We start from the raw sequence: 24817 nt of genomic DNA, 5'->3' as shown, positions 1-24817 counted from the left end.
TCAGCGTGGGCACCGCTGTCAGGATCGGCACCGCTGTCACTGTGGGCGCCGCTGTCGCCATGGGCACTGCTGTCGCTATGGGCACTGTTGTCGCCAGCGGCACCGCTGTCACCGCCAGCACGACTTTCCCTGCCAGCGCTGCTTGCACCACTGGCCTCGACTACACCGCTCACACCACCGGCACCACCGGCACCACCGGCACCAACTTCACGATCAGCACCACTTCCCCCACCGACGCCCACCCCCCGCCAGGCCGCGGGCTCCCGGATCAAGGCCGCGTCGGCCAGCAGTTCCTCCGACCGCACGTCCCATCCGCCGGGGCTTCCCGGAGCCCGTGGCGTGTCCGCCTGCCGCTCCTTGCTCATACGCCCGCCTCCTTCAACCGCTCGGGGCTGCCGTCCTCTTGCGCCCAGCTGGGCGCGCCGCCCGGGCCCGTGCTCGCGTCCCCGCCACCCGCGGCCACCGCCCACCGCCCCGGCATGTACGCCTCCGCCGGATTGCCGAACGGCACCGGCTCGCCCGCGTCGTCGAGCGCCTCCCTGCGCACCGGGCAGTGCGAGACGATCTCCAGGTAGATGCCGCGGAAGGCTTCGGTGTTCTGCTCCACGGTGAACAGTTCGAGCGCCCGCGCACGCGCCGCCGCCCCGAGCCGCTCGCGCCGCCCGGCGTCGCGCAGCAGTGCCACGCACGCCTCGGCGAGCGCCCGCGGATTGCGCGGCGGAACCACGAGCCCGGTGCCGCCGATGACCTCGACGACCGCGCCGACATCCGTGGAAACCGTCGCGCGCCCGCAGAACATCGCCTCGACCAGGCTGATCGGGAAGCCCTCGACGACGCTCGACAGGACGACGACACTCCCGGCGGCGTAGGCGTCCGCGAGTTCGGGCACCTCGGGCGCGCCGATCTCCTCGAAGGACACGGGGTTGTCGCCGACGGCGTGCGCGCCGTCCGCCTCGTCGGGGAAGAGCTGTGCGGCGAGCGCCCTGCAGTGGGCCAGATACGCGGCCGCCTCGGGGCCCTCCGCCGCCGCCCCGACGATCCGCAGCCGGGCCTTGGGCTCCTCCTTGCGGATCTCCGCGAAGGCGTGCAGCAGGGAGATCAGGTCCTTGGCGGGCTCGATGCGCCCGACCCAGAGGAGGGTGTCGGGGTCGCCCGGATCCTCCCGCTCGCCGACCTCCGCGAAGCGGGACGCCTCCATGCCCGGGTAGACCGTGCGCAGCTTCGACCGCTCGGCTCCGCACCGCTCCTGCCAGCGGCGGGCGTGCGTGTTGCCGGGCGTGATGACCGTGGCCTTGCGATAGACCTCGGCGGCGAGCTTGCCGTGGAAGGAGGTGAGCAGCGCCCGCGCCGGCGTGCTCAGCGCCTCGTCGCCGGTCGCGAGGTAGTGCGCCCGCAGTTGCACGCCGTATTCCGTGACGAGGAGGGGCACTCCGGAGAAGTGCTGGGCGAGGAGGCCGGGCAGCGCCGCGGGACCGCCGGACGTGGCGTGGCACAGGTCGACCGCGCCGAGGCCGTCGTCCCCGTACCAGTCGAGGGAGAGCGGTCGCAGCGCGCGCTCCAGGAGACCGGCCACGGCGAGCAGGTCGGGTACGCGTGCGGCGCGCGCCGTGCGGAGTGCGCCGGGCGCGCGGCATGCGCCCTCCAGGGCGCGCACGGCGGTTTCCGAGCGCAGCGCGCCGATGAGGCCGCCCTGGTCACCGGCGAGTTCGGCGAGGCCGTAGAGGGCACTGCTGAAACGGTCCGCCAACGCGTCGGAGACGCCCGAGGCGCCAGTGGCGCCCGCTCCGGATTCGCACACCGCCGCGGCCAGTTCGCCGAAGCACTCCGCGAACCGCCGCCGCGCCCGCCGTCCGTACCCGGCCCCGAAGGCCGCTCTGTCGTCGGCGCACCTTTCGGCGGTCCACAGAGGCGCCGTCCGCACTTGCTTCACCTGGGGTGGCAGCTCGATCCAGCCCTGCGTCTCCTGCCGCTCGCTGCGGCTGAGTGCGTAGACGTCGAATTCGTGCTGCCCGAGCCCGCGCACGAGCCGGTCGCACCAGAGCCTGGCCTCACCGTTCACATACGGATAGCCACCCTCCGTAAGCAATCCGATGCGCACGCGTACACCCCCGTTCACCCATATGGAGAGCCGCCGTTGGACCGGTGGCTCGCAGCGGGACGAACGTATGCGGACATGCGGGCGGCGCGACGGACGGTTGTCCATCGCGCCACCAAAAGGGGTGAACGGGAGTAACTTTCTTGCCCAGGTAGCGTTCCGTCGCGCTATGAAGCAGAGAGAGCGCTTTTCCGCTACCGAGGGTTAAGCTGCGGCCAGCTCCCTGCGGGCCCCGCGGCGCCCTGCGGCGCCGCGTCGCGGCCTCCGGGTCTTGACGCGATCTCCATGAGGTCGCGCGCGCCGAGCGCGCACGCCCGCGTCGCGCCACGGGCAGGGGCAAGCATCAGCGAATGTCGGACACGCAGAGCGCGGTCACGCCAAAGAGCGCCGCTCAAGGGCGGCGCGCGAGGAGGCGTGACGAGGCCTGACGAGGCGACATGTGCAGCATTGCGAACGAACTCATCGCGGTGTCAAAGGTGACGCCCGAGGCCGCCCATTGACGCGCGACCGTATTCCGGACGCTTCTGTCTCAACTCTTGGGAAACGCCCACGGGTTGGCCTTGCACTTGATCCCGTCGTGATTGAGGAACTTCGTCTGCTGCTGCATGACGGGAGCGAGGTCGCCGTCCTTCGTACAGTCCGTGTGGTTGAAGCCGAGCCGGTGTCCGACCTCGTGATTGATCAGCATCTGCCGGTACGGGTGGATGCGGTCGCCGTAGGTCTTGGCTCCCTGCGCCCACCGATAGGCGTTGATCATCACGCGCTCCGTGGCGGCGGAGTCACAGGAGACGTTCTGCTGCCTCGTGTCGAGCCCGGACTTCGCGCACCATTCCGCGGTCGTCCCCGGGCTGGCGAGCGTGATGACGAAGTCGGGTTTCCCCGATGAGATCCGCTCGAAGGTCCGGCCCCCGCCGTGCGCCCAGCTCCGTTCGTCGTTCAGGGTCTTCTGCACGGCCGACGCGAACAGCTCGCCGTCCAGGCCCATCCCCTTCTCGACATCCACGCGGTAGCGGAACAACCGCCCCTTGCCCGGCGCCTTGTCGAACCCGGCCATCGCGTCGAAGTCGCCGGATGCCGTGAGCTTGGCGTCGAGCGGGTACTTCTTGGCCATCTGCGTCTCGTACGTCGCCGGGGCGGACTCGGGAGGCGTGGGCCGGTCGTCCGAGCGGGACGCGTCCTGGCCCGCGGCACGGCTGTCCTGACCCTTCGCGGCCCGCGTGGAAGCCTCGGCAGCAGAATCCTTTGCTCCGTCGGTCACCTGGCCGGCCACGACGACGGCGAGGACGGTGGTGACGGCGGCGGCTGCGATCCCGGTGAAGGTGCGGCCCTTGCCCCCCTTGCCGTCCTGGGCGTCGTCGTCCGCGTAGTCGTCGGGGCCGTCGTGACCGTCGGCTCCGGCAGCCCAGAGCTCTCCCCGCGCCGCCTCGTCCTCGTCGACCGAGCGGTCCCAGTCGGTGACGGAGGCGTACGGGTCGTGGGACGGGCGCCCGGTCGACGTACGCGTGGCAGCGGTCGCGCCGCCCCCGAAGAGGTCCTCGTCGGCGAACTCGTCGCCGAACGCGTCCACGTAATCGGGACGCGGCCCCGGCACGCCGGGCGGCGCGGTCCGCGCTCCCGGCATTCCGTAGGCGGCGCCCATCCGCGGCCCGGTTCCCCAAGCCCCGCCCGGCTCACGCTGCTCGGGGTGCCCGCCACGGACGTTCGGCGTGCCGTGCGGCGGAGTTGGCTGCGGGACACCGTGCGGTGGGGTCGCCTGCGGGAATCCATGCGACGGAGTCGCCTGCTGGACGCCGTGCGGCGGGGTGCCGGGGTCCCCGGGGGCGCGTCTGCGGCGCCCCGTGCCGGGGCCGGGCGGGCGCGCGGCCCGCGGTACCGGTACGTCTCCGCTATCCGCGTTGCCCGTATTACCCGTATTACCCGTGTTGTCTGCGAGGTCGGCCGAACCCCGGCGGCTATGACGTCCCACTCGCCGCCTCAGCTCCCCGCGCTCGGTTGTCCGTATGCATGCAACCCGTCCATGTCCGCGATGAGTTCGCGGATCGCCGTGGCCACCGTATCCGGATACTCCATCATCGCCACATGCCCGGCGTCCGGCAGCGTGAGAAGCCGTGAGTCACGGAAGGCCGCGGCGGCCTTGCGCGCCATACGGCACGAGACGAGCTGGTCCTTGCCGCCGTACACGAGCAGTGTCGGCGCGAGCACCCGCTCCGCCTGCCGCCACAGGCCGTGCTGCCCGCCCAGCGTGTACGCGTTCACGATGCCGCGCGCCGAGCGGGTCATCGCGTCCCACATGTACGGCAGGGCAAGCCTGCGCTCCATCTCCCGCACCGCCGCGCTGTACCCCTCCGGCGAAACCCGGCCGGGGTCGCCGTAACAGAGCGCCATGACACCGCTGACCCGCTGCTCGGCCGTCCAGTCCTTGGTGAGCCTGGTGAACAGGGCCGCGACGCCGGGCACCGCGAGGAGCCCGGTCGGGACCGCCGTGCGCTGCACCCGGAGCTCCGGCAGCGCCGGCGAGATCAGCGTGAGGGTGCGGACCAGGTCGGGGCGGACAGCGGCGACGCGGGTGGTCACCGCGCCGCCCATCGAGTTCGCGATCAGGTGTACGGGCCCTTGTTCGCGCGAGTCCAGATAACGGATGACCGCGCGCGCGTGCCCGGTGACCGAATAGTCGCCGTCGTCCGGCGGCGGCGAGTCACCGAAGCCCGGAAGGTCGAGGGCCGCACAGTCGACGACGTCCTCGAGCAGCGGCATCAGGGCCGACCAGTTCTGCGAGGAACCGCCGAGCCCGTGCACGTACAGCGCGGAGGGCAGCCCCTCGCGGACCGACGGCCTGGAACGCACCGAGAGCGTGATCCCGGGAAGGGAGACCGAGTCGAGCCGCTCGCCCGTCGCGACCGCCACGGCACCCGGCTTGGGGGCGACGGTCGCGGCGATCACGTTCGGCAGCTCGGTCGAAGACATGCGGCAATGTTACGAGACGATCACACGGTGGTTCATGTGTTCGCCGTCACAGATCCGGCCGATCTCGCCCGGAGATCGCGTAGCGCCCGGATCGGCAGTCTCCTACGCTCATAGGAGAGGGCAAACAGGGCACTCGCATCACCAGTCCTCTACCGGAAGAGAGCCACGATGACCGTCGACCCGTCGGACCCCGAGACCTTCGAGGCCGAGGTAACCACCGACACCAGCACCGAAGCGCCCGAGGCCGATGCCGCGGAGCAGCAGACCGATCTCGCACCGCGCGAGGACGACTCCTTGCAGGGTGCGGACACGGACGCGGCCAACGAGGCAGACCTGGCCGAACAGGCCCGCGTCGTCAGCATCGACGAAGACGACTATCGCTGAGCTGCCCGTGTTTGCCCTGCTACGCACGGCTTTCACGGTCATCCAGTCCGTGAAATTCTCAGCTCGTACCGCGCACATCGCGGTTACCGAAAAGTACGATGGCCGCGCGGCGCACACCGCACATTCACGATCATGGGAGGCGGCGTGACAGCCATCGAGCAGACAGAGGCGGCGCGCCCGCGGGGCACACGCCTGCCGCGTCGCGCCCGACGCAATCAGTTGCTGGGCGCGGCACAAGAGGTCTTCGTCGCGCAGGGGTATCACGCGGCCGCGATGGACGACATCGCCGAACGGGCCGGAGTCAGCAAGCCGGTGCTCTACCAGCACTTTCCCGGCAAGCTCGACCTGTATCTCGCCCTGCTCGACCAGCACTGCGAATCACTGCTGCAGTCCGTCCGTACGGCGCTTGCCTCCACCTCGGACAACAAACTTCGCGTCGCGGCCACGATGGACGCGTACTTCGCGTACGTGGAGGACGAGGGCGGTGCCTTCCGTCTCGTCTTCGAGTCCGACCTGACGAACGAAACCGCGGTCCGCGAGCGCGTGGACCGGGTCACCCTCCAGTGCGCGGAAGCGATCTGCGAGGTCATCGCCGAGGACACGGGCCTGCCCCGCGACGAGGCGATGCTGCTCGCGGTGGGCCTCGGCGGCTACTCCCAGGTGGTCGCCCGGTACTGGCTCGCCAGCGGCAGCACGGTCCCGCGCGACAAGGCGGTGGAGCTGCTCACCTCGCTGGCCTGGCGCGGCATCGCCGGATTCCCGCTGCACGGCGTGGACGGCCACTGAGCCGGCACCGGCGCTGACCGGAAGCCCCGGTTTTCCGTTCCCCGCGTTCTGTTCCCGATCTCTGTTCGCTACTGGCGTGCAGCGGCGGAAGCATGTGGGTCGCCTCACCGGGCTAATGTGTGCTGAGTACGGCGCGGACGGCCGCGCACATCACTGACCGTCGGAGGGACAAAGCCGTGGAGGTCAAGATCGGCGTGCAGTACGCGCCCCGCGAGATCGTGCTGGAGAGCGGCCAGAGTGCCGAGGAAGTCGAGCGCGCGGTGTCCGAGGCGCTGACCGGCAAGTCGCCGCTGCTGAGCCTCGTGGACGAACACGGCCGCAAGGTCCTGGTTCCGGCCGACCGCCTCGCGTACGTCGAGCTCGGCGAGCCGACCACGCGCAAGGTGGGGTTCAGCGCCCTGTAGTCCAGGGCGTCGCACGCAGGACGAAGCATGAGAACGGCCCGGTGGTCACAACCACCGGGCCGTTCTCGTGCGTTGAGTCCGGTGCGGTGACTCCGGCGCCCTGACGCCGGTGCGTGCGTTGACGCGACCCGTCGGGGGAAGGCTGTGGAGGATTGCATTCCGGCCACCGGGGGTAAGACCGGCTACGACCGTTTTGCACCTGGCCGCGAGGGAGGGAACACCCTGTGATTCTGGAAGCGCTCGGCTCCGCACTGCTCGGTTTCGCCCTGGCATGGGCGGCGGCCCACCGACTGGCCACTCGGCTCCCCGCCCGCAACCTGGTCCTGTCGACCGGTGCGGCCGGCGCCTTGATCGGCTCGTTCGTCACGCACATGGCCCTGGGCGCGGGCCACGCCCTGGGCACACTCGTGGGCGCGGTGGCCGTGGCAGCGGCCCTGCTCTCACTCCTGCTCCGCCCCAGCCGTGGCCGCCTACGCCGTCGCTCAGCGACGGCGTAGGGCCCCAGCCCCAAAGGGGCGCGGGGAACGGCGCGAGCAACCCCCACACTCCCGCAGGAAGGACCCGAACAGCCCCACCCCAGGGGCGCGGGGAACGGCGCGAACACCCGCACACACCCGGAGGGAAGCGCGGCAAACCCCAGCAGAGCGACTACGCCGCCAAGCCCAGCGCAGCCATCCGCTTGGTGTGCGCCTCAGTGATCCGCGAGAACATCCGCCCGACCTCGGCGAGGTCGAAGCCGTCGGCCACTCCCCCGACCAGCATGGTCGACAGCGCGTCACGATCGGCGGCCACCCGCTGCGACTGCGAGAGCGCCTCGCCCATCAGCCGCCGCGCCCACAGCGCGAGCCGCCCGCCCACGCGCGGATCCGCGTCGATCGCCGCACGCACCTTCTCCACCGCGAAGCTCGCGTGCCCCGTGTCGTCGAGCACGCCGAGGACGAGACGACGGGTGTCGCCGTCGAGCCGCGCCGCGACCTCGCGGTAGAAGTCGCTGGCGATCGAGTCACCCACGTACGCCTTGACCAGGCCCTCGAGCCAGTCGGACGGCGCCGTCTGACGGTGGAAGCCGTCGAGCGCGGCCACGAAGGGCTCCATCGCCTCGGTCGCGTCCGCGCCGATCGCCGAGAGCCGGTCCCGCAACTGCTCGAAGTGGTGGAACTCCGCCGACGCCATCTTCGCCAGCTCCGCCTTGTCGCCGAGCGTCGGCGCCAGCTTCGCGTCCTCCGCGAGCCGCTCGAACGCCGCGAGCTCTCCGTAGGCGAGCGCTCCGAGCAGGTCTACGACCGCGGCGCGGTAGTTCGGGTCGGCGGAAGCGGTCGTCCAGTCCTGGGCAGCGATTCCCGTGGGTTCGGCAGGCGTGTCAGCGGCGGTGTCAGGCGTCTCCATAAACCGCACAATAGCCCGCGCGCAGCAACGTGTAAGGGCCTGGTCAGTGAGTGTGACAACGGTGACGTGACCAATTCGCCAGACACGGCTGCGAGATTCCGGGGTACAGTGGTAATGCGCCTGCCGAATATTCGACGGGCCGTACGAATGAGGATGCCCGGTCGGAGGCCCGATCGGCTCCGAACCGACAGCCCTCCAGGTTGCCCGCGCAGTGCGGACGGCACGAGGAGGAAACCTCAGCGGCACGAGCGCTCGAGCGCAGGCAGTGGTCCCGCGCCCCCGGCCCCGCCCCCAAGCAGCCGGCGGTAGTGGCACGGTCACGACCCCCAGCGTTCGCCTCGGACCGCGTCTCACAGAAGAGGCAATGCCCTGACTACGACTTTCCGCGATCTCGGAATTCTCTCCGAGACGGCCGAGGCCCTTGAGGCCGTCGGCATCATCAGCCCTTTCCCCATCCAAGAGATGACGCTGCCCGTGGCGCTCTCCGGCTCCGACGTCATCGGCCAGGCCAAGACCGGCACCGGCAAGACGCTCGGCTTCGGACTGCCCATCCTGGAGCGCGTCACCGTCCCCGCGGACGTCGAGGCGGGCCGGGCCAAGCCCGAGCAGCTCACCGACGCCCCGCAGGCGCTCATCGTCGTCCCCACGCGTGAGCTCTGCCAGCAGGTCACGAACGACCTCCTGACCGCCGGCAAGGCGCGGAACGTACGCGTCCTCGCCATATACGGCGGCCGTGCCTATGAGCCGCAGGTCGAGGCCCTCAAGAAGGGCATCGACATCGTCGTCGGCACGCCGGGTCGTCTGCTCGACCTCGCGGGCCAGAAGAAGCTCAACCTCAAGCACATCAAGTGCCTGGTCCTCGACGAGGCCGACGAGATGCTCGACCTGGGCTTCCTGCCCGACGTCGAGCGGATCATCAACATGCTGCCGCCGAAGCGTCAGACGATGCTGTTCTCGGCGACCATGCCGGGCGCGGTCATCGGCCTGGCCCGCCGCTACATGTCGCAGCCCACGCACATCCGCGCCACCGCGCCGGACGACGAGGGCCAGACCGTCGCGAACACGAAGCAGCACGTCTTCCGCGCGCACAACATGGACAAGCCCGAGATGGTCTCGCGCATCCTGCAGGCCGAGGGCCGCGGACTCGCGATGATCTTCTGCCGTACGAAGCGGACCGCCGCCGACATCGCCGAGCAGCTCGAAAAGCGCGGCTTCGCATCGGGCGCCGTCCACGGCGACCTCGGTCAGGGCGCCCGTGAGCAGGCGCTGCGCGCGTTCCGCAACGGCAAGGTGGACGTACTCGTCTGCACGGACGTCGCCGCTCGCGGCATCGACGTCGGTGGCGTCACGCACGTCATCAACTACCAGTCCCCCGAGGACGAGAAGACCTACCTGCACCGCATCGGCCGCACCGGCCGCGCGGGCGCCAAGGGCATCGCGATCACGCTGGTCGACTGGGACGACATCCCGCGCTGGCAGCTGATCAACAAGGCGCTGGACCTGGGTCTGAGCGACCCGGTCGAGACGTACTCCAGCTCTCCTCACCTGTACGAGGAGCTGAACATCCCGGCGGGCACGAAGGGTGTGCTGCCGCGCGCCGAGCGGACCCGTGCCGGCCTGCGCGCCGAGCAGGTCGAGGACCTCGGCGAGACCGGCGGCAAGGGCGGTTCGCGCGGGCGTGACGGCGGCCGTGGTGGCCGTGACGGCGGTCGTGACAGTGGCCGTGACCGTGAAGGCGGCCGTGACGGCGGTCGTGACCGCGGGCGCGCTCCTGAGCCGGAGCGCGAGCAGCGTGAGGCGCGTACGCCGCGTCGGCGCCGCCGTACGCGTTCGGGTACGCCGCTGGAGGCTCCCGCCGTGGCGGTCGCCGAGGCCGCTGCGCCGACGGCTGCGGCTGTGGCCACCCCCGTGTCCGCCCCCGAGGCCGAGCTGACGGAGCCGCGCGCGCCGCGTCGCCGCCGCCGGACGCGGAGCGGTTCGGAGGCCGCGGAGGCAGTGGTCGAGACGGTCGAGGCCGCGGAGACGCCCGAGGCCGAGGCCCCGGCGGAGAAGCCGCGCCGCCGCACCCGCAAGGCAGCGGAGCCGGTAGCGGAGGCCGCCGAGGCCGAGACCCCGGTGGAGAAGCCGCGCCGCCGCACCCGCAAGGTTGCGGAGCCGGTAGCCGCCGAGGTGACCGAGGTCGAGACCCCGGCGGAGAAGCCCCGGCGCCGCACCCGCAAGGCAGCCGAGGCGGCGGTCGACACCGTCGCCGAGGCCGTGCAGACGCCCGAGGCCGAGGCCCCGGCGGAGAAGCCCCGCCGCAGAACCCGCAAGGCAGCCGAGCCGGTAGCCGAAGTAGCGGCGGAAGCCGTCGAGACCGAGGCACCCGCCACCAAGCCCCGCCGCCGCACCCGCAAGGCGGCAGAGGCGGCGGTCGACACCGCCGAGGCCGTGCAGACGCCCGAGGCCGAGGCCCCGGCGGAGAAGCCCCGCCGCAGAACCCGCAAGGCAGCGGAGCCGGTAGCGGAGGCCGCCGAGGTCGAGACTCCGACGGAGAAGCCCCGGCGCCGTACCCGCAAGGCAGCGGAGCCGGTAGCCGAGGCGGCCGAGGCCGAGGCACCCGCGGAGAAGCCCCGCCGCCGCACCCGCAAGGCAGCGGAGCCGGCGGTCGACACCGCCGCCGAGGCCGGGATCCCCGCTCAGTCGACGGAGGAGACCAAACCGCGTCGCCGTACGCGTAAGACCGCGGAGGCTCCGGCTGTCGCCGAGGAGGCCACGGTCGCCAAGCCGCGCCGCAAGACACGCAAGGCGGTGGCTGCGCCGGCCGAGGAGAGCTGACGCGCTCCGCTGAGGTGAGACATCCGAAGGCCCGGACCCCCACGGGGGCCGGGCCTTCGGCATACCCGCCCCCGTCAACCCCCCTCCACCGCTGCCGAGTTACTACCCGGCGCTACGCGCCGAATTCTCGCCCACCCACCCACCCGATCACCCCGCAGCCATGGGCTGGACGAGCGGGCGAGCAGGAGGGCGAGCGGGCGGGCGTGGCGAGCGGGCGAGCAAGTGGGCGAGCAGGCAGGCGAGCAAGCGTGGCGAGCAGGCAGGCGGGCAAGCGGGCAGGCAGAGACGACCCAGCAAGTCCACGCACGCGCATGCACAAAAATCCCACCCCAAAAATCCGAGCGCCCAACCCAGCGCCCAATCACCGTGCAACTGCAGGGCAGACGGCCGGGCGAGTGGGAAAGATCTGCAAAGCACGGCACCCCAACGGGCGAGCAGCGCACTCGCAGACACGAACGAACCGAAGCGGCCGACCACGACGCACCGACAACCACCCACCTCCGCTGCCCCCACAGGACAGCCAGGCGGACGGACGCCAAATACCCGCGCAAAGCCCGACGACGAACCGGCAGCGAACCGGCAAGCAGGACAACCCCCGACACGGAGCGCCGGAGCAAGCCCACCACGACACACGAGCGCCCCCTGCGACCACGGGGACAGTCGAGCGGATGGGTCATCACGGGCAAGGCGAGCGGGGCAATACCCGGCACGCGACCGCCGAGGCAGCCGACCACGACGCGCCAACCCACCTGCGACAACAGGGCAACCGGGTGAGCGGGCGGGCGGGAAGAATCGCGCGAAGCGCGGCACAAACTACCCCCAACGCACCAGCCCCCCACACCACCCAACCGCCCACGCCTGCCAGGCAACACCCAGCGCACAGGCACCGAAGCACGCCCACTGACCCGTGCCGCCGAACCTGGATCGTCTGCCATCGAAGTTGGACGACCGGTGGATCCGTGACAGGGAAGTTGGACCAAGCCAGCTGAGATTCCACGCGGTCGCTACGTCGAGGTCCTGTCCGGCGCATCATGCGTGTCCGATTCGTTCAAGAGGACGGTAGCCGCGGTCCATTACCGTCACCGCCATGAACAACATCGGCGACGAATCACTTCATCTCAGTACTTATGTCGACCGCACCGCCAACGATATATATGACTACGCCTCGGACGCGGCCAACCTGCCTGCGTGGGCCCATGGCCTGGGAGAATCCATCGAAAAGATCGGAGACCATTGGGTCGCGGAGTTCTCCCCCATGGGGCGGGTCGTGATCACCTTCGCGCCGCGTAACGAGCTGGGTGTGCTCGACCACGACGTCACGCTCCCCTCCGGGGAGACCGTCTACAACCCGGTCCGCGTGATCGTCAGCGGCGCAGGGAGCGAAGTGGTGTTCACCCTCCGTCGTCGGCCGGAGATGAGCGACGCCGAGTTCGAGCGTGACGCTGGCATGGTCGCCGCCGACCTGGCCCGTCTCAAGGACCTGATGGAGTCCGGGTGAGGCCCTCTTCTGGTGGCGGCTCCACGTGATCACCTCGGAACCGGATGGTTGGCAGGTCATGGGCAGGGAGAGCTGACGCATGACGCCATCTGGAGTACTTAATCCCGAACACCGGTCGTCCGACTTCGGTGGCAAACGATCCAAGTTCGATGGCACAGGACACCCACCACAACGCACCAACAACCACCCACCCCCTGCAACCGCGGGCAGGTGACACCCGCCCGAAGCGCGGCCCGCGCAGCCGCAGCGCGCCCACAGCTGGCGCCGCCCCATCCCGCCCTGCGGCTGCGGGGTAATCGGCCGGGTGGGTGGGGGCGACCCGCGCGAAGCGCGGGAAAGCAGACCGCAGGGCACCAGCGAGGCAGCCCACGGCAAGGCACCCACAGGGAGGCCCACCGCAAGGCACCCGCAGAACAGCCCCCGCACCGCCCGACCGCACCCGGCCAAACCCGGCCACACCCGCAGAAAACCCCACCCCCGCCCATCCAAACCCCCACCCCACCCCAGCCGCCAGCTAGCCTCAACGCATGAGCAGGCCCCCGACCTTCACCCCGCCCCCCGGCGTCGACGCCCGGCGTCTCCAGACCGCGCGCGGCGACTTCGCCACCCTGGACGCCCGCCCGGCCGGCAAGGCCAAGGGCACCGTCCTGCTGCTGCCCGGCTTCACCGGAAGCAAGGAGGACTTCATCACGCTGCTCAAGCCCATCGCAGATGCCGGGTACCGAGCGGTTTCCGTCGACGGACGCGGACAGTACGAGACCCCGGGGCCGACGCACGACGAACTCCCTTACGGCCAGGACGAGTTGGCCCAAGACGTCCTCGCCCAAGCCGACGCCCTCACCCAAGCCCACGCCCTCACCCAAACCGACGTCCTCCCCCAGCCCGACGTCGCTCTCCCCCAGCCCGACGCAGTCAGCAGCGCCCCGCACCTCCTGGGCCACTCCCTCGGAGGCCTCATCGCCCGCGCAGCCGTCCTCCGCGCAGCCACCCTCCACACCCCCGCGCCCACCTTCGCCTCGCTCACCCTGATGGCATCAGGCCCGGCCCAGATCGCACCCTCGCAGCAGGCCCGCGCCAAGATGCTGACGGACGCACTCGGCGTTCTGTCGATGGACGAGGCATGGGCGGCCATCCAGACCATGGAACCGCCGGAGGAGACCGACCTCGACGGTTACGCCCTGCGCGCCCGCTGGCTGCGGCACAGCCCCGCTCAGCTCATCGCCACCGGCAAGCAGCTCTGCGTCGAGCCCGACCGCGTCGCGGAGCTCGCCGCCCTCCCCCTGCCCAAGCACGTCATCTCAGGCGAGCGCGACGACACCTGGCCCATCCCCTGGCTCGACGAGATGGCCGAGCGGCTGCGGGCCCATCGCACCGTCATCGCGGGCGCCGAGCACTCCCCCAACACCGACCGCCCGACAGAGACCGCCGCCGCCCTCATCGCCTTCTGGGACCGGATCGCCACCCACCAGTAGCGACACCGCGCCGGCAGCGACAGCAGCCAGCAGCGGCAGGGCGGGTAGCAGCGACTAGTACCGCGTCTGCAAATGCTCCCAGAAGCCGTCCCGCAGCGCCCGCCGCAAATCCGACTGCCCCCGCAGTGAGTACGCAAGCAGCTTCTCGGCGTCCACCAGTAGCTCCTGGTCCACGGACCCGGGCAGGTACGGATGCCCCGGCAGCAGGTCCACGAGCGCCGCGCGCCCCCGCGCGGCCAGCCATTTCGCGGCGATCTGCGCGCCCACGAAACGCACGTCCTCGCGGGACGGCCGCGGCGTGCCCGCCGTCTCGTACGACGCCGCGGCGCTGCGCCGGGACACGTACGGCTTGAAGAACTCGAGGTCGAACGTGCGCTGGCTGTCGACCTCCCACAGCAGCGGCTCCGCCTGATTACGGCCGTCGGACGCCTCGATGCCCCACAGGTGCACCCGCGCGCCATACCCCTGCGCCGCCTCCACCGCCGAGACCAGGTCCTCGTCGCCCCCGATCAGGGCCGCGTCGCTGATGGCCCGGTGCCGGGCGAGCGACTCCAGATCCGTCCGGATGAGGGAATCCACGCCCTTCTGCTGGTTGTTCGCGTTCAGGTTGCCCAGGCGGACCTTGACGTCCGGCAGCTCCGCGATCGACTGCTGCTCCACCGTGTGGATGCGGCGCCGCGCACCGTCGTACCAGTAGACGCGCAGCAGGCGGCTGTCCGCGAAGATCGTGCGGGCCTTGTCGATGAACGCCTCGATCAGCCCCTCGGCGTCCAGGTCGAAGGCTCGCCGGTCCTCCGTGCCGACCGCGAGCCGTCCCGCCGCCGCGTACACGTACCCGGCATCGACGAAGATCGCGTGCGTGGAGGGCGTCTTGGCCACCTCGGCGAGCACGCGCTCGAGGAGTCCGTTGGTGCGCTCCAGCTGAGCACTGATCTGGGCGCTGATCTCGATCTCGTCGTTCATTGGTGCCATTGTCCCGTTGGTCACGCAGCGAACACAACCGGTTCCGCTACTCACGGGTAATTAGCCTGTCGAAAAATTTCCTTAGCGTAGGGAATGTTTGCTGCGGACAACCCGTTGTACCCGTATGGAACGCCGGACACAGCTGTCCCGGTGGCCACCACCAGTAGTTCTCCTTCAGGAGGATGACCAGACGAAGGGAGAAGCCTTATGCGCTTCGAAATCATGCGACTCGACGACGTCGACGGCAGCGCCGTGGACCGTACCGTCGTAGACGCCGCCTCCGTCAATCGGATCGTGCAGCAGGCCGCAGCGATCGGCCAGCGCATCTATATCCGACCGGCCGAATCCCCGGCCTCGTAACGCACGAGTTGCACGCGCAGGCGCCACGCACACGTTGCGGGCGCAGGATGCGCGCAGAGGTTGAAGGGCCCCCGTACACCTTTAGTACGGGGGCCCTTGGCATGTCCGGTGACCGGGGTGAGGTCATAGAGCCCCTGGTGGGGTCAGAGAGCCCCGACCCGCGCCCGACCGCGCTAACCCCCGTTGATCACCTGCGTCACGCCATTGATGATCTGCTGCACCGCGATCGCGGACAGCATCATGCCCGCGAGCCGCGTCACCAGGACCACGCCGCCGTCCTTGATGACCCGGATGATCAGCAGCGAATAGCGCATCACCAGCCACAGCACGACGTGCATTGCCACGATCGCCGCCCACACGGAGAGCTGCGTACCGACGCTGTCGGCGTCCTGGACGGCCAGGATGACGGAGACGATCGCGCCGGGCCCCGCGAGCAGCGGCATGCCGAGCGGCACGAGGGCGACGTTCACGTCCTTGGTCTGCTTCGGCTCGTCCGTCTTGCCGGTGAGCAGGTCGAGCGCGATCAGCAGGAGCAGCAGACCGCCCGCGATCATCAGCGCGGGGACGGAGACATGCAGGTAGTCGAGGATCTGGTGCCCCAGGACACCAAAGACGGCGATGACGCCGAAGGCGACGCACACCGCCTGGAAAGCCATCTTCTTCTGCACCTTGGCCGGGCGGCCGGAGGTGAGTCCGAGGAAGATCGGCGTGATCCCAGGGGGGTCCATGATCACAAAAAGGGTGAGGAAGAGGGAGCCGAAGACGGCGACGTCGAACACAGTGATGGCCTTGCGGTGAAGTGAGTCGTACGAAAATCCCGCGCGAGGGCGGCGGAACAGGAAAAGTGGGGGCGGAGCCGCTTACGCGGTGGGCCCTCCGCCCGCGCCCGGCACCGGGAACGCCCCGGTCGCGCGGCGCGTGATCTCCCCGTAGATCTCGGGGTCGGTGGTGAACTCCCCGAGCACGCACGTCTTGCGGCTGCCGTGGTAGTCGCTCGACCCCGTGGCCAGCAGGCCGAGGTCGGCGGCGAGGCCGTGCAGCCGGGTGCGGGTGGCCGGGTCGTGGTCCATGTGGTCGGCCTCGACGCCGTCGAGACCGGCGGCGGCCAGTGCCGCGATAGCGGCCTCCGGCACCACCTGCCCGCGCTTGACGGCCGCCGGGTGCGCGAAGACGGTGACGCCACCCGCGGCCTTGACCAGGCGGATCGCGTCGAAGGGGTCCAGTTCGTGCTTCTCGGCGTACGCACGGCCGCCGTCGGCGAGCCAGTCCGGCGTGAAGGCGTCCGAGACGGTGGGCACGACGCCCAGTTCCACCAACGCCTCGGCGATGTGCGGGCGGCCGACCGAGCCGTCGCCCGCGATGCGCGCGACCTGCTCCCAGGTGACCGGGACGCCGAGCTCCTGGAGCTTGCCGACCATCGACTTCGCGCGGGGCACCCGGTCGTCGCGCACGAGCTCGCGCTCACGGGCGAGCTCCGGCTCGTCGGGGTCGAAGAGGTAGGCGAGCATGTGCAGGCCCACGCCGTCGAGGCGGCAGGAGAGTTCGGCGCCGGTGACGAGGGTGAGACCTCGGTCGAGTCCGTCCAGGGCCGCGATGGCTTCCGCGTACCCGCGGGTCGTGTCGTGGTCCGTGAGCGCTACGACGTCGAGTCCCGCGGCGGCGGCGTTGCGCACCAGCTGCGCCGGGGTGTCCGTGCCGTCGGAAGCGGTGGAGTGGGTGTGCAGGTCGATGCGCACGACGCGGACTCCAGGCTCTGACGGGCGGGTGAGGGGGACGCTCAAGGATAACGGGACTCGAACGTTCCACCGCCCGCTCAGGAGGAGACGCCCCTCACTGCCCCAGCCTCAGCAGCCGACGACCGAGGACCCCGCCCGCTCAGCAAAGACACCCCTCACTGCCTCAGCGCCGACGAACGAGGAACTCCGCCCCCTCCGGAGAAGACGCCCTCTCCGCCAAGCCCCGGCAACCGGCGACCGGCGAACCCCGCCCCGCCCAGCTCACGCATTCACGGCATCAGAAGCCGCGGTGACAGAGCCCCGCACGGCAGCAGATCCACCTCGGCCCCCGCGTCCCGCAGATCGGTGAGCACCAGCTCGTCGTACATCAAGAGCCCCGACTGCTCCGGCCACGCGATCGCCCACAGCCACAGGCCGCGCGCCTCGCCCGCGAAGACCGCGCGGTCGTCCGGCGTGCCCGCCACATGCCACATCGGGGTCGGCCGGCCTGCCGCGAGAAGCTTGGCCTGCGGCGGCTTCTCGACGTTCAGGTACGGGCCGGGGTCCGGGCCGTCGATGCCCGCATACCGCGCGCCGAGACCGACGCCCAGCTCCTCGGCGACCAGGACCAGCTCGCCCATGCCGCCGAGCGGCGCGGGCCCCGAGCAGGCCACGGCGGTCGCACGGCCGCCGCTGCGGTCGTCGCCCGCGCAGACCACGCCCGTGAAAAGCCAGCCGACCGGCAGCGGCCACGGCATCCAGACCGGCACCTGCGCGCGATGCACGACGACCTGAAGGGCCTCGACGCTCGGCGGGATCACAGGTTGCAGCGGATGCACCGTCCCGTGCACATCACACTGCCAGGAGTCGGCAAAGAGACCGGGAGCCCTGACCCGGCCACCACACTTCGGGCAACTGGGTTCGCCCCTCATAGCGACCAACGGTCCTCCCCGGTCGTCGCCCCGTCAAGGACGATCACCCGTCCGGTGGCCGTGTCACCAGGCAAAACTAGATGTAGCTTGCACCTTTTAGCTTGGCTAACTAATATGTGTATACGTCAACGATCTCGACGGAAGCCGCTAAGGAGCAGGCATGAACACCAGTACAGGAGGACCCGCCGGAGGGGATCCGTTCGACGAGGGGACGACCAGCCTTCTGCGTCAGCCGAAGGCCGTCTGGGCCACCGCGGGCGCGTCCGTCGTCGCCTTCATGGGCATCGGGCTCGTCGACCCGATCCTCCCCTCCATCGCCAAGGGCCTGGACGCGTCCGCCAGTCAGGTCTCCCTGCTCTTCACCTCGTACTTCCTGATCACCGCCGTCGCGATGCTGGTGACCGGATTCGTCTCCAGCCGGATCGGCGGCAAGAAGACCCTGCTGCTCGGCCTCGCGCTCGTCGTGGTCTTCGCGGGGCTCGCCGGCACCTCGGGGTCCGTCGGCGAGCTCGTCGGGTTCCGCGCGGGGTGGGGCCTTGGCAACGCGCTCTTCGTGTCGACCGCCCTCGCGGTCATCGTCGGCGCGGCGGCCGGCGGCAGCGCCGCCGCGATCCTGCTCTACGAGTCGGCGCTCGGTCTCGGCATGGCGTGCGGGCCGCTGCTCGGCGCGGTGCTCGGCAACGCGAGCTGGCGCTACCCGTTCTTCGGCACCGCCGTCCTGATGGCGGTCGGCTTCCTGTGCATCACGGCGTTCCTGAAGGAGCAGCCGAAGCCCGCGCGGAAGACCTCACTGCTCGCGCCTCTCAAGGCCCTCGGTCACGGCGGGCTCGCTTCGGCCGCCGCCTCCGCGTTCTTCTACAACTACACGTTCTTCACGGTCCTGGCCTTCACGCCGTTCGTCCTGAACATGACCCCGTACAAGTCGGGTGCCATCTTCTTCGCCTGGGGGCTGCTGCTCGCGGTCTTCTCGGTGCTCGTGGCGCCGCGGCTGCAGGCGAGGTTCGGCTCGCTGAAGGTGCTCGGCGGTTCGCTGGTGCTGCTCGCCGCGGACGTGCTGGTGCTCGGATACGGCAACCACGCCACGGCCATCGTCTGCACGATCCTGTCCGGCGCCTTCATCGGCGTGAACAACACCGTCTACACGGAGCTCGCGCTCGGCGTCTCGGACGCGCCGCGCCCGGTGGCGAGCGCCGGTTACAACTTCGTCCGGTGGTTCGCGGCGGCCGCCGCCCCGTTCTTCGCGCCGAAGATCGAGGAGTGGAGCGACATCCACATCCCGTTCGTGGTCGCGGCCGTCACCGCGGTGCTCGGCGCGGTCGTGGTCCGGGTCCGCAAGGACGCCCTGACGCACGAAGCCGAGGAGCTCGAACCGAAGCACGCGACGGAGGACGGCGTCACCGTCTTCGCCAACTGAGAGCGTCGTTACGGAACTTCAGTCCAGGGACACGGACTTGCGCAGCGGATCGCGCAGGTCCGTCCCGCTGTTCAGCCAGCGCTCCTGGAGGGCTTGCGCGCCGTGCACGCGCTTCCACGCACCCTCGTTCGGCGTCATGGGGAGCAGCGGCAGGAACCGTACGGGCTCCATAGGCTCGTCGAGCTCCAGGTCCTCCACCAGGCCGCCCGGCTCCGCGACGAGCACGGAGGTGAACTGCGCGCCGGGCCACAGCGGTTCACCCACGTCGAGTGAGGCGCCCGGCGCCACGATCAGGCCCTCGACCTGCGGTGAGGCCGCCAGTACGGCGAGGGGGCGCAGCACCTTGTCCGTTTCGGCGATCCCGCCCCGCACCGACAGGATCAGCTCCGCGCGCGGGCCCTTGACCGGGTCGGCCAGTGCGGCGGTGGGGTCGGCCATCGGCTGGGCCGACATGCCGAGGGTGGCGTATCTGACCAGGTCCCCGTCCGTGAAACGCAGCACTTCTACGCGGTCGGTACCGAGGAAGGTCACCGCGGCGCGGGCGTCCGGTTCACCGAGGCCCGTACGGAGACGGGCTTCGACCAGAGCGAGAACATCAGCCATGCAGTGAGCATAGAACTCGTCAGAGGAGGGTAAAGACGGGGCTTGACCTTCAGTCGGCTGATAGTGTTGGCCGCTGGTCCCGGGCAGCACGCAGAGCGCGCTTTCAAGCCCGGGCAGATGACTTCGCGCGCTACGCGCTTGGGACTTCCCCTACGGGGGACCGGCCGGAGGAGGTGGGGCTGCCATGGATCGAAGTCGACCGTGCAGTACCACCCGTTCTTCCGTCTGACACCTCACGCAGCCCTGTAGCTGCCACTGCGCGCCAGTACTCCCCGTGCTCGCGTGCGACGGAAGAGCACTTCGTTTCCACCTGATCTCTCTGTTCTCTGATCTGAGTCAGTAGCGAAGCTGCCACCGCGATGGTGCGGTGCTCCCCGCTTTGTGGACGTGCCAAACATCCTCAGCAGGACGTCCCCATTCCGGGTAGTTCCAACTGTCGCAGGCCGCCTCCGTCGAAGGAGCCTGCCCATGTCGATGATCCGTGACCTTCGCGCCGCCGTCCGCCCCTCGCTCCGCAAGGACGGCAGCGCGTACAGCTCGTACGACACCACGCGCGACCCCACCGCCGCCTCCGCCGTCGTCGACTGCGCGGTCTACCGCGACGGCCGCCGCGCCTCGTGCGACGACACGCTCACGCCGCACGAGGCGATGCTGCAGGTGCGTCGCGACGGCGGCTTCGCCTGGATCGGTCTGCACGAGCCGACCGAGGAGGAATTCGCCGGTATCGCCGCCGAGTTCGGGCTGCACCCACTGGCCGTCGAGGACGCGGTGCACGCACACCAGCGGCCCAAGCTGGAGCGTTACGACGACACGCTCTTCACCGTCTTCAAGACCATCCACTACGTGGAGCACGCCGAGCTCACCGCCACCAGCGAGATCGTGGAAACCGGCGAGGTGATGTGCTTCACCGGGCGGGACTTCTTCATCACCGTGCGGCACGGCGGACACGGCTCGCTGCGTGCCCTGCGGCGCCGGCTCCAGGAGGAGCCCGAACTCCTCGCCAAGGGGCCGTCCGCCGTCCTGCACACCATCGCGGACCACGTCGTCGACGGCTATCTCGCGGTGGCCGACGCGATGCAGGACGACATCGACGAGGTGGAGACCGAGGTGTTCTCCGCCCCGAGCAAGGGCAAGGGCTCCGCGCGCGGTGTCGACGCCGGGCGGATCTACCAGCTCAAGCGCGAGGTCCTGGAGTTCAAGCGGGCCGTCTCGCCGCTGATTCGGCCCATGCTGCTGCTGAGCGAGCGGCCGATGCGGCTCGTCGACCCGGACATCCAGAAGTACTTCCGCGACGTCGCCGACCACCTGGCCCGCGTCCAGGAGCAGGTCGTCGGCTTCGACGAACTGCTCAACTCGATCCTCCAGGCCAACCTCGCGCAGGCCGCGGTCGCGCAGAACGAGGACATGCGCAAGATCACCTCCTGGGCGGCGATCATCGCCGTGCCGACGGCGGTCTGCGGGGTCTACGGCATGAACTTCGACCACATGCCCGAGCTGCACTGGCGGTTCGGCTACCCGATGGTGCTCGGCCTCATCGGCGGCGTCTGCTGGGCCATCCACCGCACCCTGAAGCGCAACGGCTGGCTCTAGGACCACCCGGCGGACGGCTCGGTAGGCTGCCCGCATGACAGACACGCTGCTCGCCCAGGCCCTCGTCGAGGAGGCCACCAAGAAGTCGGGCCTCATCTGGGTGCGCGGCGAAGGCCCTGCCCGCGCCCTGTGGCACGTATGGCACGAGGGCGCGGCGCACCTCGTCGGCGACGGCCCCGGTGAGCAGCCGCTGCCGGGGCTCGTGGACGGCGGCACCGCCGAAGTGACCGTACGCAGCAAGGACAAGGGCGGCAGGCTCATCGCCTGGACGGCGCTCGTGACCGAGCTCGCGCCGCGCTCCGAGGCGTGGGAGGCGGCCGTCGCCGAGCTCAAGGGCAAGCGCCTCAACGCGCCCGACGGCGAGCGGATGCCACAGCGCTGGGCGGACGAGTGCCGGGTCGTGCGGCTCACCCCGCAGGACACCATCACCGACCTGCCCGACGGCTCCCTCGCGGCCCCGCCCCTGCCGACCTCTGCGACCACCCGGAAGGCCGTGCCCGACGCGCTGCCCCGGCTGCTGTTCAAGCGGAAGAAGCGGCGGGGCTGACCCGGTCTCTACGAATCGGGCAACTGCTCGCCGTAGTCCACCATCTCGTCCTTGTCCGGCACCTCGAGGGCGAAGTCCCTGCCCCAGTCGCTGAGCCGGAGCGAGCCCGCGTCACCCGCGCGCTCCAGGCGCAGCGGGTAGGGCTTGCCCTTGAGGGAGACGTCCAGGGTGCCGCCCGCGCCCTTGTCACCGGTGATCTCGATGCTGGGGTTGCCGGACGTCGTGCCGCGCTCCCCGGTGGCGAGCGTGCCGTGCAGGGTGAGCATGCCCTCCAGGAGGACGTCCTTGTCGGTGAAGCCGCTCAGCTGCTGGTAGGACGCGTCTTCCTCGGGGACCTTCACGTACTTGCCGTCGAGCTTCGCCGCGGCGTCCTCGTCCGCCTTGCCGGGCTTCTCTCCGCCCTTGGCGTCCTGGTGGGTCCAGAAGGCCGAATCGGCCATCAAGAAGAGCTCTTTGCCGACGCGCAGCAGCTTGAAGGTCTCACCCTTCGAGGTGACCGAGCCGGTGCCGCCCTCGTCCTTGAGCCGCATGTCGAGCTTGTACGTGTGGCCCTTGCTGACCAGCGTGCCCGAGAGCCGCACCGCGGGTGCCGCGTCGGCCGCCGCGCGGGACTTGCGCTGGATCTTCGTGGCGGAGAGTTTGCCGATGCCGTTCGTGCCCGCGTCCGGATCCTCTTCGCTGCTGCTGCACCCGGTCAGACCGCTGACCCCCAGGACGAGACCCGCGCACATCACGCTCACGAGCTTGCGGGTACGGCGGACCGGGGAAATCGCTGACACAGGGGGCGCTGCCTCTCGTGGGGACGACGGCTACGGCTACGGCAGTACGGCAGCGTACCCGTGCTGACTAGGTGGATCGTCGCCAGTCCGGCCGGACGCTCCGCCGGGGCGTATCCGACCGGGACGGGCTAGCCTGAAGCCCGCATTGCCCGACAGAACGGCACGAAAAGGTCACGAGCGGAGGAGGCGCGTGCAATGGCGGCAAGCGCCTCCCGGGTCTTCGTCTCGCATCTGGCCGGTACCGCCGTCTTCGACCCGAACGGCGACCAGGTGGGCCGGGTGCGCGACCTGGTGGCGATGCTCCGTGTGCAGCGCAGGCCGCCCCGGCTGCTCGGTCTCGTCGTCGAGCTGTCCACGCGGCGCCGCATCTTCCTGCCCATGACCCGCGTGACGGGCATCGAGTCGGGCCAGGTCATCACGACCGGCGTACTGAACGTACGGCGGTTCGAGCAGCGGCCCACCGAGCGGCTCGTGCTCGGCGAGATGCTCGACCGGCGGGTCAGGCTCGTCGAGTCGGACGAGGAGGTCACCGTCCTCGACGTGGCGGTGCAGCAGCTGCCGGCCCGCCGTGACTGGGAGATCGACCGGGTCTTCGTACGCAAGGGGAAGGGAGGCACCTTCCGGCGCAAGGGCGAGACGCTCACCGTCGAGTGGTCGGCCGTCGACGGCTTCTCCCTGGAGGAGCACGGTCAGGGCGCCGAGAGCCTGCTCGCCACCTTCGAACAACTGCGCCCCGCCGACCTCGCCAACGTCCTGCACCACCTGACGCCGAAACGGCGGGCGGAAGTGGCGGCGGCCCTCGACGACGACCGGCTCGCCGACGTCCTCGAAGAGCTGCCCGAGGACGACCAGATCGAGATCCTCGGCAAGCTCAAGGAGGAGCGCGCCGCCGACGTCCTCGAGGCGATGGACCCGGACGACGCCGCCGACCTGCTCGCCGAGCTGCCCGAGGAGGACAAGGAGCGGCTGCTCACGCTGATGCAGCCGGACGACGCGGCCGACGTGCGGCGCCTGATGGCGTACGAGGAGCGCACCGCGGGCGGTCTGATGACGACCGAGCCGATCGTGCTCAGGCCGGACGCCACGGTCGCCGACGCCCTCGCGCGGGTGCGCCAGCAGGACCTGTCCCCCGCGCTCGCCGCGCAGGTCTATGTGTGCCGTCCGCCGGACGAGACGCCGACGGGCAAGTACCTGGGCACCGTGCACTTCCAACGGCTGCTGCGCGATCCGCCGTACACGCTGGTCAGCTCGATCCTCGACGACGATCTGCAGACGCTCCTGCCGCAGACCGCGCTGCCCCAGGTCGCCGGGTTCTTCGCCACGTACGACATGGTGGCGGCTCCCGTCGTCGACGAGGGGGGCTCGCTGCTCGGCGCGGTCACGGTCGACGACGTGCTGGACCACATGCTGCCGGACGACTGGCGCGAGACGGAGTTCCTCCCCCAGGCTCTCGACTCCGCTCGAGCAGGGTGGTACCCCCATGGAAGAGGAGGCGCCTGATGCCGCCGGCTGACCGGGAGCGGGACAGCCGCGTCGAGCCGCGGACCGCTCCCCGCTTCCGGCTCGACCAGCCGCGGCCGCCGCGCCGCAAGTTCCTGCCGGAGTACGACCCCGAGGCCTTCGGGCGGCTTTCGGAGCGGATCGCGCGGTTCCTGGGCACGGGGCGCTTCATCGTCTGGATGACGGTCACCATCATCGTGTGGGTGGGCTGGAACGTCTGGGCGCCCGAGATCCTGCGCTTCGACCCGTTCCCCTTCCTGTTCCTGACCCTCGCGCTCTCCCTCCAGGCCTCCTACGCGGCGCCCCTGATCCTGCTCGCGCAGAACCGGCAGGACGACCGGGACCGGGTCAACCTCGAACAGGACCGCAAACAGAACGAGCGGTCCATCGCGGACACCGAATATCTGAGCCGCGAGATCGCCTCGCTGCGCATGGGCCTCGGCGAAGTGGCCACCCGTGACTGGATCCGTTCCGAACTCCAGGACCTGGTCAAGGAGCTGGAGGAGCAGCGCAGAGGCCATCGCGTCGTATTCCCGGCCGAGGAGAGCGGCGGGCGTGATGTAGGCGACCGTTGACGGCTCTTTCCGGGGCGGGGTTACCGCGCCGTA

23 protein-coding genes are annotated in these 24817 nt (G+C 70.4%); 13 read left to right on the top strand and 10 right to left on the bottom strand.

Annotated features, from left to right (window positions below):
* Nucleotides 1–361: 361 nt before the first annotated feature.
* From AB0I94_RS05255 to AB0I94_RS05245, 3 genes are all read right to left on the bottom strand, one after another.
* Complete coding sequence (locus tag AB0I94_RS05255; protein WP_363308051.1) at nucleotides 362–2098, bottom strand: DUF3492 domain-containing protein; 1737 nt, start codon at nucleotides 2096–2098, stop codon at nucleotides 362–364.
* A 526-nt stretch (nucleotides 2099–2624) separates the two neighbouring features.
* Nucleotides 2625–4061: a DUF3152 domain-containing protein gene (locus AB0I94_RS05250; protein ID WP_363308050.1), complete on the bottom strand. Its 1437-nt coding sequence runs from the start codon at nucleotides 4059–4061 to the stop codon at nucleotides 2625–2627.
* Nucleotides 4062–4069: 8 nt separating this feature from the next.
* Nucleotides 4070–5059 carry an alpha/beta hydrolase gene (locus AB0I94_RS05245; protein WP_363308049.1) on the bottom strand — a complete coding sequence of 330 codons (990 nt, stop codon included), beginning with the start codon at nucleotides 5057–5059 and terminating at the stop codon, nucleotides 4070–4072.
* Between the two features lie 168 nt (nucleotides 5060–5227).
* Here AB0I94_RS05245 and AB0I94_RS05240 point away from each other — a divergent pair, with 168 nt between their 5' ends.
* The 4 genes from AB0I94_RS05240 to AB0I94_RS05225 all read left to right on the top strand — a co-directional run bounded on the left by AB0I94_RS05240 (nucleotide 5228) and on the right by AB0I94_RS05225 (nucleotide 7130).
* A complete protein-coding gene (locus AB0I94_RS05240; protein WP_363308048.1) occupies nucleotides 5228–5443 on the top strand; it encodes a hypothetical protein in 216 nt (71 codons plus the stop codon).
* A gap of 144 nt (nucleotides 5444–5587) precedes the next feature.
* On the top strand, nucleotides 5588–6229 hold the full coding sequence (locus tag AB0I94_RS05235) for a TetR/AcrR family transcriptional regulator (protein ID WP_363308047.1): 642 nt from the start codon (nucleotides 5588–5590) through the stop codon (nucleotides 6227–6229).
* A 176-nt stretch (nucleotides 6230–6405) separates the two neighbouring features.
* Nucleotides 6406–6633: a DUF3107 domain-containing protein gene (locus tag AB0I94_RS05230; RefSeq protein WP_363308046.1), complete on the top strand. Its 228-nt coding sequence runs from the start codon at nucleotides 6406–6408 to the stop codon at nucleotides 6631–6633.
* Between the two features lie 224 nt (nucleotides 6634–6857).
* On the top strand, nucleotides 6858–7130 hold the full coding sequence (locus AB0I94_RS05225) for a hypothetical protein (protein ID WP_363308045.1): 273 nt from the start codon (nucleotides 6858–6860) through the stop codon (nucleotides 7128–7130).
* Nucleotides 7131–7281: 151 nt separating this feature from the next.
* Here AB0I94_RS05225 and AB0I94_RS05220 read toward each other — a convergent pair whose 3' ends face one another.
* Nucleotides 7282–8019, bottom strand: coding sequence for a ferritin-like fold-containing protein (locus AB0I94_RS05220; RefSeq protein WP_363308043.1), 738 nt, complete (start codon nucleotides 8017–8019; stop codon nucleotides 7282–7284).
* 462 nt (nucleotides 8020–8481) lie between these two features.
* On the opposite strand from AB0I94_RS05220, the gene AB0I94_RS05215 reads away from it, so the two are divergent.
* The 3 genes from AB0I94_RS05215 to AB0I94_RS05205 all read left to right on the top strand — a co-directional run bounded on the left by AB0I94_RS05215 (nucleotide 8482) and on the right by AB0I94_RS05205 (nucleotide 13806).
* Nucleotides 8482–10836 carry a DEAD/DEAH box helicase gene (locus tag AB0I94_RS05215; RefSeq protein WP_363308042.1) on the top strand — a complete coding sequence of 785 codons (2355 nt, stop codon included), beginning with the start codon at nucleotides 8482–8484 and terminating at the stop codon, nucleotides 10834–10836.
* Nucleotides 10837–11923: 1087 nt separating this feature from the next.
* Nucleotides 11924–12334, top strand: a complete 411-nt coding sequence (locus tag AB0I94_RS05210; protein WP_363308041.1) for an SRPBCC family protein — start codon at nucleotides 11924–11926, stop codon at nucleotides 12332–12334.
* A gap of 527 nt (nucleotides 12335–12861) precedes the next feature.
* Nucleotides 12862–13806: an alpha/beta hydrolase gene (locus tag AB0I94_RS05205; protein ID WP_363308040.1), complete on the top strand. Its 945-nt coding sequence runs from the start codon at nucleotides 12862–12864 to the stop codon at nucleotides 13804–13806.
* A gap of 54 nt (nucleotides 13807–13860) precedes the next feature.
* Here AB0I94_RS05205 and AB0I94_RS05200 read toward each other — a convergent pair whose 3' ends face one another.
* Nucleotides 13861–14769, bottom strand: coding sequence for an NYN domain-containing protein (locus AB0I94_RS05200; RefSeq protein ID WP_363308039.1), 909 nt, complete (start codon nucleotides 14767–14769; stop codon nucleotides 13861–13863).
* A gap of 207 nt (nucleotides 14770–14976) precedes the next feature.
* Between AB0I94_RS05200 and AB0I94_RS05195 the strand changes: the two genes are divergently transcribed.
* Nucleotides 14977–15129: a hypothetical protein gene (locus tag AB0I94_RS05195; RefSeq protein WP_363308038.1), complete on the top strand. Its 153-nt coding sequence runs from the start codon at nucleotides 14977–14979 to the stop codon at nucleotides 15127–15129.
* Between the two features lie 173 nt (nucleotides 15130–15302).
* Here AB0I94_RS05195 and AB0I94_RS05190 read toward each other — a convergent pair whose 3' ends face one another.
* The 3 genes from AB0I94_RS05190 to AB0I94_RS05180 form a co-directional block, all read right to left on the bottom strand.
* Nucleotides 15303–15908, bottom strand: a complete 606-nt coding sequence (locus tag AB0I94_RS05190; protein WP_363308037.1) for a MarC family protein — start codon at nucleotides 15906–15908, stop codon at nucleotides 15303–15305.
* Between the two features lie 81 nt (nucleotides 15909–15989).
* Nucleotides 15990–16865, bottom strand: a complete 876-nt coding sequence (locus AB0I94_RS05185) for a PHP domain-containing protein (protein ID WP_363308036.1) — start codon at nucleotides 16863–16865, stop codon at nucleotides 15990–15992.
* A 269-nt stretch (nucleotides 16866–17134) separates the two neighbouring features.
* Nucleotides 17135–17776: a DUF6758 family protein gene (locus AB0I94_RS05180; RefSeq protein ID WP_363308035.1), complete on the bottom strand. Its 642-nt coding sequence runs from the start codon at nucleotides 17774–17776 to the stop codon at nucleotides 17135–17137.
* A 160-nt stretch (nucleotides 17777–17936) separates the two neighbouring features.
* Between AB0I94_RS05180 and AB0I94_RS05175 the strand changes: the two genes are divergently transcribed.
* The gene (locus tag AB0I94_RS05175) at nucleotides 17937–19190 is read left to right on the top strand and encodes an MFS transporter (RefSeq protein ID WP_363308034.1); all 1254 of its coding nucleotides are present in this window, start codon (nucleotides 17937–17939) and stop codon (nucleotides 19188–19190) included.
* A gap of 18 nt (nucleotides 19191–19208) precedes the next feature.
* Here AB0I94_RS05175 and AB0I94_RS05170 read toward each other — a convergent pair whose 3' ends face one another.
* The gene (locus AB0I94_RS05170; RefSeq protein WP_363308033.1) at nucleotides 19209–19793 is read right to left on the bottom strand and encodes a suppressor of fused domain protein; all 585 of its coding nucleotides are present in this window, start codon (nucleotides 19791–19793) and stop codon (nucleotides 19209–19211) included.
* 468 nt (nucleotides 19794–20261) lie between these two features.
* On the opposite strand from AB0I94_RS05170, the gene AB0I94_RS05165 reads away from it, so the two are divergent.
* Together AB0I94_RS05165 and AB0I94_RS05160 are read left to right on the top strand one after the other, a co-directional pair.
* Nucleotides 20262–21383 carry a magnesium and cobalt transport protein CorA gene (locus AB0I94_RS05165; protein WP_363308032.1) on the top strand — a complete coding sequence of 374 codons (1122 nt, stop codon included), beginning with the start codon at nucleotides 20262–20264 and terminating at the stop codon, nucleotides 21381–21383.
* Between the two features lie 34 nt (nucleotides 21384–21417).
* Nucleotides 21418–21930, top strand: coding sequence for a hypothetical protein (locus AB0I94_RS05160; RefSeq protein WP_363308031.1), 513 nt, complete (start codon nucleotides 21418–21420; stop codon nucleotides 21928–21930).
* 8 nt (nucleotides 21931–21938) lie between these two features.
* Here the strand turns inward: AB0I94_RS05160 and AB0I94_RS05155 are convergent, their stop codons facing one another.
* Nucleotides 21939–22661, bottom strand: coding sequence for a hypothetical protein (locus tag AB0I94_RS05155; protein WP_363308302.1), 723 nt, complete (start codon nucleotides 22659–22661; stop codon nucleotides 21939–21941).
* Nucleotides 22662–22904: 243 nt separating this feature from the next.
* Between AB0I94_RS05155 and AB0I94_RS05150 the strand changes: the two genes are divergently transcribed.
* Together AB0I94_RS05150 and AB0I94_RS05145 are read left to right on the top strand one after the other, a co-directional pair.
* Complete coding sequence (locus AB0I94_RS05150; RefSeq protein ID WP_363308030.1) at nucleotides 22905–24209, top strand: CBS domain-containing protein; 1305 nt, start codon at nucleotides 22905–22907, stop codon at nucleotides 24207–24209.
* Nucleotides 24209–24784: a DUF1003 domain-containing protein gene (locus tag AB0I94_RS05145; RefSeq protein WP_363308029.1), complete on the top strand. Its 576-nt coding sequence runs from the start codon at nucleotides 24209–24211 to the stop codon at nucleotides 24782–24784. The genes AB0I94_RS05150 and AB0I94_RS05145 overlap by 1 nt, the downstream gene beginning before the upstream one ends.
* The last annotated feature ends 33 nt before the right edge of the window (nucleotides 24785–24817 follow it).

The organism is Streptomyces sp. NPDC050147 (genome assembly GCF_040660195.1).
In the GTDB taxonomy this organism is placed as follows: domain Bacteria; phylum Actinomycetota; class Actinomycetes; order Streptomycetales; family Streptomycetaceae; genus Streptomyces.
This window is presented reverse-complemented; position numbering and strand designations above follow the sequence as displayed.